The organism is Kitasatospora sp. NPDC059599, from assembly GCF_042735125.1.
Classification (GTDB): Bacteria; Actinomycetota; Actinomycetes; order Streptomycetales; family Streptomycetaceae; genus Kitasatospora.
Map to the genome: position 1 here is coordinate 43,707 of NZ_JBHWCL010000055.1, position 8,447 is coordinate 52,153.

The window sequence follows — 8,447 nt, forward strand, 5'->3', positions numbered from 1 at the left end:
CAATGGCGTGGGGGGGGAGGACTACGCCGGGGGCGGGGGGGCCCCCCCCGACGGCGCCCGGCGCTGTGGGGGGGTCGGGTCCTTGGCGCGGGCCCCCCCCCCCCACTCCCGCGCTCCCGTCTCCGTCCCCCAGTCCGCCTCCCCGGTGTCAGTGCCGCCTGCTTCACTGGCGACAGACGTGGGACGGCCGGGACGAGGGGTGGCTTCGATGGGTGTGCTGACCGACTACTTCCGGGCGCCCGATGCGGCCGCGGTCGTCCGCGCCCTGCAGCTCACGGGCGGCGGACGACCCGACTTCGACGACGGCACCGGGTCCGGTTCCGGGGCTGGGTCCGGTTCCGGGTCCGGCTTCGACGGGGTCGCGGCGAAGCGGGTCGATCCGGCCATCGTGCTGGGCCGGCTCGTCGCCGCCGTCCGGCGGGAGGAGTGGCAGCCCGACACGGTCGCGGAGTCGCCGGTCTGGCCGACCACGCCGCAGCCCGGCCCGGGCGGGCCGGTGGGCGAGGACGATCCGTGGGCGAGCGGGCCGTGGGTGACGGAACTGGGCGACGCCGTCCGGGACACGCTCGCCGGGGTGCCCGACGAACGGGTGCCGGAGGTCGTCGGGCAGTGGGCGCTGGCGCAGGAGTGGAACGGCGCCGATCCGTCCGACCTCCTGCCGCTGGCCGAGGAGTTGATAGGCCTCGCCCGCCGGGCGCGCGCGGCGGGCGAGCGGCTGTACTGCTGGATCTGCCTGTAGCGGCGGCCTCAGCCACCGACCGGGGCGGCGCCGGTGGCCGCGAGCGACAGCTCCCACAGGCGGGCGGCCGCGTCCGGATCGACGGCGTACGGGCGGACGCCGCCCTCGTCCATCGGGGTGTCCGGCCCGGCGAGCCGGGCGACCTCGCAGTCCTCCAGGTAGTGGCCGCCGCGGTCGTCGAGGAGGGGCGAGGTGGCGGCCCAGAGACCGGTCGCGGCGCCCTGCGACGGGGTCTTGAAGTCCGCGCCGACCACGGTGCCCCGCTCGTCCACCCAGCCGCGGTCGATCTGTTCCCGGCGGGTCATCTCCCGCTGCAGGCCGGTGATGATCTTTCCCGGGTGCAGCGCGAACGCCCGTACGCCGTCCCCGCGCCCGCACGCGTCGAGGTGCACGGCGAACAGCGCGTTGGCGGTCTTGGCCTGGCCGTACGCCAGCCACCGGTCGTAACCGGTGCGGAAGTGCGGGTCGTGCCAGCGGATGTCGCTCAGGAAGTGCCCGGCGGAGCTGTTGACCACCACGCGGGCACCGTCCGGCGCGGCGGCGAGCAGCGGGTACAGCTCGCAGACGAGGAGGAAGTGCCCGAGGTGGTTGGCGGCGAACTGCCCCTCCCAGCCCGGCCCGACCCGCCGTTCCGGGGTGGCCATCACACCGGCGACCGCCATCAGGAGGTCGACCCGGCCGGTGGTTTCGCGGATCCGCGCAGCCCCGGCACGGACGCCGGCCGGGTCGGCGAGGTCCATGGGGACGATCCGGCACCCCGTCCCCCGGAGCGCGGCACGGGCGGTCTCCGGCCGGCGGGCCGGGACGACGACCCGGGCCCCGGCGGCCGCCAGCGCCCGGGCGGTCTCCAGGCCGAGCCCGGAGTAGCCGCCGGTCACGACGGCGGTCCGGCCGGAGAGGTCGAGGCCGGCCGTGACCTCCTCGGCGGTGCTGGAGAAGGAGAACGGGGAGCCGAGCGGCTGCTGGTGAGTACTGGTCATGCCGATGACGCTAGGAGCTGGAGCGCGGTCCAGATCAAGCCCGGGCGGCGCCCGGAGCGGCCGGTGGCCGCGTTCGACGCCGAGTGGCCCCCGGATCCGCACCGAGCTGCCCGGGTCCGGCGGTTCCCCCGGGACGCGACCGCCCCGGCATGCTCCGGGAGTTGCCGCGCGGGCCACGTCTCCACAGGTCAGAGGGCCGACCACGCGCATCGCCACCACCGGGCCGACGCTACGATCAGCCCGGCTCACGAGGCCCCCGGGTGGTCGGGGGCGAGCCGCTCGAACGGGGGACTCAAGGATGGAATCCGACACGACCGGCACCGCCGACCGGACCGAGGGCAACGACGCCGCCGACGCGGGCAACGATGCCGCCGACACGGGCAGCGACGCCGGCGACGCGGGCAACGACGCCGCCGACACGGGCAGCGACCGGCCGGGCCTCAAGCTGGCGGCCGTGGTGGCGCTGGCCGCCGGTGTCCTGGCCGGTCTGTGGGGGCTGGGGTTCCTCGACACTCCTCCGAAGCCGGAGGACAAGCCCGTCGAGTGCGCCGCCCCCGGGCCCACGGATCAGCCGGGGTACCCGAGCCTGTGCGCCGCGCTCGATCGCCCCGACCTCCCGGCCCTGCTGGGTACGCCCGAGGACCGCGTCACGACCGCGCACCCGGCTCCCCTCGCCTTCGGCAAGGACGTCATGGTGGAGGTGCGGCTGAAGCACACCGTCGTGAGCCTCATGGACAGCAACACCTCGGTCCAGGACATGATCGGCATGCCCCAGTTCTTCGCCAAGCCGGCCACCGTCCTCGGCCACCCCGCCGTGACCTACTCGTCCAGTGCGACGGTGCTGGGCCCCGAGATGAAGTCCGGCCCCGCCACCCGCAACCTCGTCGTCGCCCAGGACCCGAAGGCCCCCGGCGGCCGAGCCTTCGAGTTCGCCGTCTTCCGCCAGGACGGCCTGACCCCCGACGAAGCGGCCCTGAACCGCCTCGCCGAAACGGTACTGCCCACCCTCCCAGGCTGGGTCGCGGCCCCGTAGCCCCCGCGGCGGATCGGCACAGGAGGCCGGTCGGGCCGACCTCTCGCGCCGGAGCGGCCGACGGGCCGAGGACCCGGTGGCGGGACCGGCGACGCCTCGCCCACCTGAATATTTCTCTCCCTGAAATATTCAGGTGGGCGAGGATGTTCCGGTAGACGTCGGCGCGGGAGGTCCGCGCGAGGCTGGAAGGAGTGCAGCGCCGTGCGCGTCGAGATCTGGAGCGACATCAACTGCCCGTGGTGCTACATCGGCAAGGCCCGGTTCGAGCGGGCCCTGGCGGCGTTCCCGCACCGCGAGGAGGTGGAGGTCGTCCACCGCTCCTTCGAGCTGGACCCGCGCGCGCCGCACGAGGCGCGGCCGGTCGTACCGCTGCTCGCCGCCAAGTACGGGATGAGCCTGGAGCAGGCCGAGGCCGCGGAGGCGCGGATCGCCGAGAACGCGCACGCCGAAGGCCTGCCGTACCTGCGCGAGGGGCGCGACGCGGCGAACTCCTTCGACATGCACCGCCTGCTGCACTTCGCCGAGGAGCACGGCCGGCAGGGCCTGCTGCTGGACGCCCTGTACCGGGCGAACTTCGCCGAGGAGCGCTCCGCGTTCGACCCGGGCCGACTGGTCGAACTGGCCGTGGAGGCCGGCCTGGACGGCGGGGCCGCAGCCGCCGTGCTGGCCGATCCGGAGGCGTACGCGGAGGCGGTGCGCGAGGACGAGACCACGGCGAGCGCGATGGGGGCGACGGGCGTGCCGTTCTTCGTCCTGGACCGGCGGCTCGGAGTCTCGGGCGCCCAGCCCGCGGAAACGTTCACCCGCGCGCTGGAGCAGGCCTGGGAGAGCCGGGTCGCGTTGCCGCTGACGCCGCTCACTCCCGAGCGGTGAGGCGCGCGGAGCAGGAAGTCGGCCCCGCCGACTTCCTGCTCCGGGGTGATCAGCGGTCCAGGGAGACGAGGAACTCCGGCCGCAGTCGCCAAGGACTGCCGTCCTCGGTCTCCACCTGGTAGACGGGCCCGACGCGACCGCCGTCGCGGTCGTCACGGTCGATGACGCATCCGAGCACCACGCCCCGGGTGCCCAGGACCTCCGGGCCCAGGTGCCCGAGTTCCGGACGGGGCGGATCCGGGGTGGTCAGTTCCACCCGCTCGCCGTGGGCCAGCGCGGCCTGCTCGGGCCAGGAATTCGTCATACCGAGAGGCTAAGCCGCCGCCACCGGGCGGGTCAGCCCACACCGACCCCGTTGGTCTGGGACAGCGGGAAGCAGCCGGGAGTCTCCTTGGTCAGCGAGATCTCCAGACTCCCCACGGCGTTCGGGTGGAGCCCGTCCTTGGGGGCGGTGTCGAGCAGCAGCAGGCTCTCCCCCGGCGGGATGGCGGCGGGGTGCAGGATCGAGATGCGGCCGTTCGCGGGGTCCAGCGACATCACCGACTCCAGTCGGCTGCTGTCGGTGGCCACCGGGGTGTGGCAGGAGGCCGAGGGCGTCATCACCAGCGCGGGCACGCCCACCGAGCGCAGGGCGTCCTGGAGCCCGGACCACTCGGCACCGATCAGCTGGAAGGAGACGGTGCCGTCCTGGTGGGGGGTCACCGTGTAGGAGGCGGTGGTGAGCTGCACCGCGGTCGAGCCGCCACCGGCCGAGTGCGGGGCGGCGGAGCCGGCCTGCGGCGCGGGGGCCACGCCGGAGGCGCCGCCGTGCGGCATCAGGACGACCGCAGTGGTCGCGGCGGCCAGCCCGAGGCCGGTCGCCACCAGCCTGCGGGTGTAGCGCGGCCGGACCCTGGCGGTGGTGCCCGCGACGGGCAGGCTTTCGGCACGGGCGGCGAGTTCGGCGCCGAGCTTCTGCTGGAAGTGCAGGGGCGTGGTCACGAGGCGGCCTCCAGGAGAACGTTCACGGACGTGCTGGTGGTACTGGTCTGCGGGACGACCTTCTGCAGTGCCTTGCGGGCCCGGTGCAGCCGCACCCGGGCGGTGGCCGCGCTGATGCCCAGCGCCTTGGCCGCCTCACGGACGGCCAGCCCGTCGACGGCCACCAGGTCCAGCACCGCGCGCAGCGGCTCGGACAGGGCGGCGTGCCGAACGGCCAGCCCACGGGCCTCGCGCTCCGCGTCGATGCGCCCCTCGATCGCGGACACGTCCTGGTCGTCCAGCAACCGCTGACCGGCGATCCTGGCCACCGCGTCGCGTTCCCGGACGCTGCCGCGGAAGTGCGAGGCCAGGACGTTGCGGGAGATGCCGTACAGCCAGGCGACGGGCGCGCCGCGCCGGGCGTCGTAACTGTCGGCCTGCTCCAGCGCCGTCAGGAAGATGTCCGCCGTCAGATCGGCTGCCAGGTGGGCACTGTCGGTGCGCCGCGTGACGAAGCCGAGCACGGTGTCGAACTGCTGCCGGTAGAACACGGCGAACGCCGCCGGGTCACGCGAGGGTGGTGCTATCGGGTGCTCCGCTGACACGGATGACTCCTTGGGACGACGAGCACTGCCTTACGTCTCTACTTGGCTCCGGCGGTCCAAGGCGTTACACGCGACCCTTCCGGCGACCCGGGACCTCCTCGACCGGACCAGCCGTCCCACGGACCTCAGTCGTAGAAGAACTGGCGGAGGTCCTCGACGGAACCCGGCCCGAAGAGGAAGCCCTCGGCCCGGGCCACCGCGCGCGGCGGTGGCGGTCCGTCGACGGGCAGCTGCCGCAGCCAGACCTCGCCCTGCTCGCCGACCGCGTAGACGGCGGAGAGCAGTTCGGCCATCCGCGCGGGGCGGGGCGGGAGCACTCCGGCGACAGGACTGAGCTCCCAGTCGCCGGCCCGGGCGGCGAGCCGGAGCACGCCCGCCCAGGTGGCGACGCGCCTGACCCGGGCGCGCAGGGAGAGCTCGACGGACGGGTCCAGGTACCCGAACCCGACGGTCGCGGCGGCGATGTCGTCCATCACCCGGCGCTCGACGGGGGTCCGGACCCAGCGGCCCTCCTGGGCGTCCCCGATGGCGGCGTCCCACCACTCCCAGGCGCCGTGCAGCCGACTCTCGAACGCGTCCATGCAGGTCAGGCTAGTCCCTACGCCCGGAACGGCGGGCACCGAACCGATGCCTGGGCGTGCTCACGACGGGGGTGAGAGCGGGGCCGGTGCGGTGGGCTGGACCCGGCACGAGAACCCGCACCTTCACCCCGCCCTGGACCTCCTGCGGACCTAGCCGGAGCGGGGGTTGAGACGGGCGGCCGACCAGGGGGAGTTACGGCCGGCGGCCTCGCGGTAGGCGATCCGCTGGACGGCGAAGAGCAGGCGGTACAGGTTGAGGGCGGTCTCGGAGTCGTCGGCGGCGAAGCCCAGGTGGTGGATGAAGGTCTCCAGGTCGGGCCAGTCGAAGTCATCGGCGACGGGCGGGGTCACGGGGACGCCGGCGAGGGTGTTGAAGGCCGCGGCGACCGCGTAGTGCGTCGCCGCAAGGGCGTTGGCGACAGCGGGGGTGGGGGTGGGGGTGGGGGTGAGGTCAAACATCGTGGGGCTCTTCTCCGTCGGGCCTTGCAACGTTGAGCGCGGTGACGACGCCCAGGGCGACGGTGGCGAACGCCAGGGCGAGGAGGGCGAGGAAGACGGCGGCGATCAGGAACCGCACGAGCACTCACGGTCCGCGTCGAGGAGGAGGGTGAGGAGGTTCAGGAGGGTCGACGCCGGGGCCGTGTTGAAGCGGACCAGGACGCGGCCATCGAGGGTCCTGTCCGTGGCGGCGGAGGGGAAGACGAGGCCGAACTTCTTGCCGCGTTCGTGGAGTTCGGCCAGCAGGGTGCGAATGTGGGCGTCGGTGTAGGCCCGGACCCGCGGGTCGGTGGGCTGCATGGGGTAACGGCGGCGGTTCACGCGGCGGCCTCCAGCTCGAACCAGACGGCCTTGCCCTGCTTACGGGGGTCGGCACCGAAACGGTGGGTGAGGGCGCGGACGAGGTGCAGGCCCCGGCCCGAGCAGGACAGCGGGTCGGCCGGCGGCCGAGGGTCGCCGGGAAGGACCGGACTGTCGTCGCAGACCGAGACCCGGAGGCACCGCGCGGAGAGCACGAGGGTCACCAGCGGCGCCGGACTCCCGGCGTGGCGCCAGGCATTGACGAAGAGTTCGTGGAGCGCCAGCTCGGCGTCCCCGATGAGGGAGGCCGACCACCCGGCAGCGGTGAGAAGGTCGGAGAGCTCAGCCCGAGCGGTGGACCAGTCGGGCGGGTTGCAGGCACGCATGAGACCCCCAGGGAAAGGGAGAGACGGTGATCAGACGGAGGGTCACCGTGAGCGAGACCTGGTGAGGCTGCTCTGCGGTGCGAAAACAGGCGTTACTGACACTCCGTCATGTGATCGGTGCAACACTGAGAGTAGGGCAATACGTCTCACGACTGCAACCTAATCGCGAAGAAGACTCCTCAGGCCTGGATCGGCTCACTCGTGTGGGTGGAGACTGGGCCGACACGGAAGGAAACCCCCTTGGCTCTCAGGACCCAAATCAGCGAGCGGCAGCGGCGATTCGGCAGTGAGCTGAGGCGACTGCGCGAGGCGGCCGGCCTTGCGGTCAAAGATGCCGGTGCCCTCATCGGCATCGGCGGTCCCCAGCTCAGCCACATTGAGGCGGCTCGCACCCGGCTGGATCCAGAACGACTCACGGTCTTGCTCCGCGGCTATGGATGCAAGGATGAGACCTATGCCGCCCTGCTGCTCGGCCTTGGAGAGAGTGACGGCAAGGGGTGGTGGACGAGCTTCAAGGGGCGAGTCCCGGCTTTGGCTTTGGACCTCGCTGAGTCAGAAGACCGGGCGATCCAGCTCGACACCTACGATCCGCTACACATCCCCGGCATCCTTCAACTGCCCGCCTACACCAAAGCGCTCTACGAGGGCGGATCCGGGAAATGGGACACTGCTACACAGATCCAGTTCCGCATGGAGCGCCAGCGGATCCTGACCGACGACAAGCAGCGGAAGTTCCGCCTTGTCGTTCATGAGGCCGCACTGCGCATGCGATTCGCTGGAGATGACGTCATGCGAGCCCAACTGCTTCATCTGCTCAAGATGGCTGAGCTGCCCAACGTAGATCTCCGGGTGCTGCCGTTCACCGCTCCGAAGAGCCCACCGTTCTCGGGCTCGTTCCTCTTCTGTGATCCCGGCTGTCCTGAACTCTCAACAGTCATCCTGGACGGCCCCAAGCGGGCAGAGCACCTCATCGATCAAGCTGAGCTCTCGGCCTACCGCCAGATGTTCCAGCAGCTCAGCGCTCACGCTCTACCGGCTGCGGACCGCGAGACGGCGTTGCGGGGGCTCCCTAACCGCGACTCATGGGGGCTCCTGCATCATCTTCTCTATCTACTTCAGTCGTGAAAGGCCCATGATGTCCGACCTCTTTTGGCAGAAGTCGTCATACAGCAACGCGGAGGGAGCCAATAACTGCCTTGAGCTCGCAGCCGGAGCTGAGGATGTTCGCCACCTTCGGGAGTCCGAGGATCCCTCCGTCGTCATCACCACCTCGACCGCCAAGCTCCGCGCCTTCATCCTCGGAGCCCAGGCCGGCGAGTTCGACCACCTCATCTGAACCCTGCCCGCTCGCCGACGCGGCGAGCGGGCAGGGTCACTCCCTCAAAGTGTCAAACGCAAAGAACCCCCATCCGGAATCCGGATGGGGGTTCTTCACAAAGGTTGTTCGGCGGCGTCCTACTCTCCCACAGGGTCCCCCCTGCAGTACCATCGG

14 protein-coding genes are annotated in these 8,447 nt (G+C 72.0%); 5 read left to right on the forward strand and 9 right to left on the reverse strand.

The genetic code is table 11. The features are described from left to right. Positions 1-208 precede the first annotated feature (208 nt). The gene (locus ACFV04_RS20505; protein ID WP_380530857.1) at positions 209-739 is read left to right on the forward strand and encodes a hypothetical protein; all 531 of its coding nucleotides are present in this window, start codon (positions 209-211) and stop codon (positions 737-739) included. Between the two features lie 8 nt (positions 740-747). Here the strand turns inward: ACFV04_RS20505 and ACFV04_RS20510 are convergent, their stop codons facing one another. After that, positions 748-1,719 (reverse strand): oxidoreductase, encoded by a 972-nt coding sequence (locus tag ACFV04_RS20510; protein WP_380343148.1) that lies wholly within the window; start codon positions 1,717-1,719, stop codon positions 748-750. A 298-nt stretch (positions 1,720-2,017) separates the two neighbouring features. Here ACFV04_RS20510 and ACFV04_RS20515 point away from each other — a divergent pair, with 298 nt between their 5' ends. Together ACFV04_RS20515 and ACFV04_RS20520 are read left to right on the forward strand one after the other, a co-directional pair. After that, the gene (locus ACFV04_RS20515) at positions 2,018-2,752 is read left to right on the forward strand and encodes a DUF6215 domain-containing protein (RefSeq protein ID WP_380530859.1); all 735 of its coding nucleotides are present in this window, start codon (positions 2,018-2,020) and stop codon (positions 2,750-2,752) included. 201 nt (positions 2,753-2,953) lie between these two features. Then, positions 2,954-3,625: a DsbA family oxidoreductase gene (locus ACFV04_RS20520; protein WP_380343144.1), complete on the forward strand. Its 672-nt coding sequence runs from the start codon at positions 2,954-2,956 to the stop codon at positions 3,623-3,625. A 49-nt stretch (positions 3,626-3,674) separates the two neighbouring features. On the opposite strand, the gene ACFV04_RS20525 is transcribed toward ACFV04_RS20520, so the two are convergent. From ACFV04_RS20525 to ACFV04_RS20560, 8 genes are all read right to left on the reverse strand, one after another. Further along, positions 3,675-3,929 carry a hypothetical protein gene (locus ACFV04_RS20525; protein ID WP_380530863.1) on the reverse strand — a complete coding sequence of 85 codons (255 nt, stop codon included), beginning with the start codon at positions 3,927-3,929 and terminating at the stop codon, positions 3,675-3,677. Between the two features lie 32 nt (positions 3,930-3,961). Further along, positions 3,962-4,606 (reverse strand): hypothetical protein, encoded by a 645-nt coding sequence (locus ACFV04_RS20530; RefSeq protein WP_380530866.1) that lies wholly within the window; start codon positions 4,604-4,606, stop codon positions 3,962-3,964. After that, positions 4,603-5,190: an RNA polymerase sigma factor gene (locus ACFV04_RS20535; protein WP_380343136.1), complete on the reverse strand. Its 588-nt coding sequence runs from the start codon at positions 5,188-5,190 to the stop codon at positions 4,603-4,605. Before ACFV04_RS20535 ends, ACFV04_RS20530 begins: the two co-directional genes overlap by 4 nt. A 125-nt stretch (positions 5,191-5,315) precedes the next feature. Further along, entirely contained in the window at positions 5,316-5,771 is a 456-nt protein-coding gene (locus tag ACFV04_RS20540) for a hypothetical protein (protein ID WP_380530868.1), read from the reverse strand. Between the two features lie 150 nt (positions 5,772-5,921). After that, positions 5,922-6,230, reverse strand: a complete 309-nt coding sequence (locus ACFV04_RS20545; protein ID WP_380530870.1) for a hypothetical protein — start codon at positions 6,228-6,230, stop codon at positions 5,922-5,924. Further along, positions 6,223-6,348, reverse strand: coding sequence for a hypothetical protein (locus ACFV04_RS20550; RefSeq protein ID WP_380343128.1), 126 nt, complete (start codon positions 6,346-6,348; stop codon positions 6,223-6,225). The genes ACFV04_RS20545 and ACFV04_RS20550 overlap by 8 nt, the downstream gene beginning before the upstream one ends. Then, positions 6,336-6,590: a hypothetical protein gene (locus tag ACFV04_RS20555; protein ID WP_360259143.1), complete on the reverse strand. Its 255-nt coding sequence runs from the start codon at positions 6,588-6,590 to the stop codon at positions 6,336-6,338. Before ACFV04_RS20555 ends, ACFV04_RS20550 begins: the two co-directional genes overlap by 13 nt. Next, positions 6,587-6,955 (reverse strand): ATP-binding protein, encoded by a 369-nt coding sequence (locus ACFV04_RS20560; RefSeq protein ID WP_380530873.1) that lies wholly within the window; start codon positions 6,953-6,955, stop codon positions 6,587-6,589. The genes ACFV04_RS20555 and ACFV04_RS20560 overlap by 4 nt, the downstream gene beginning before the upstream one ends. Before the next feature lie 240 nt (positions 6,956-7,195). Between ACFV04_RS20560 and ACFV04_RS20565 the strand changes: the two genes are divergently transcribed. Further along, complete coding sequence (locus tag ACFV04_RS20565) at positions 7,196-8,080, forward strand: helix-turn-helix domain-containing protein (protein ID WP_380530876.1); 885 nt, start codon at positions 7,196-7,198, stop codon at positions 8,078-8,080. Positions 8,081-8,087: 7 nt separating this feature from the next. Next, positions 8,088-8,291: a DUF397 domain-containing protein gene (locus tag ACFV04_RS20570; RefSeq protein WP_380530878.1), complete on the forward strand. Its 204-nt coding sequence runs from the start codon at positions 8,088-8,090 to the stop codon at positions 8,289-8,291. The last annotated feature ends 156 nt before the right edge of the window (positions 8,292-8,447 follow it).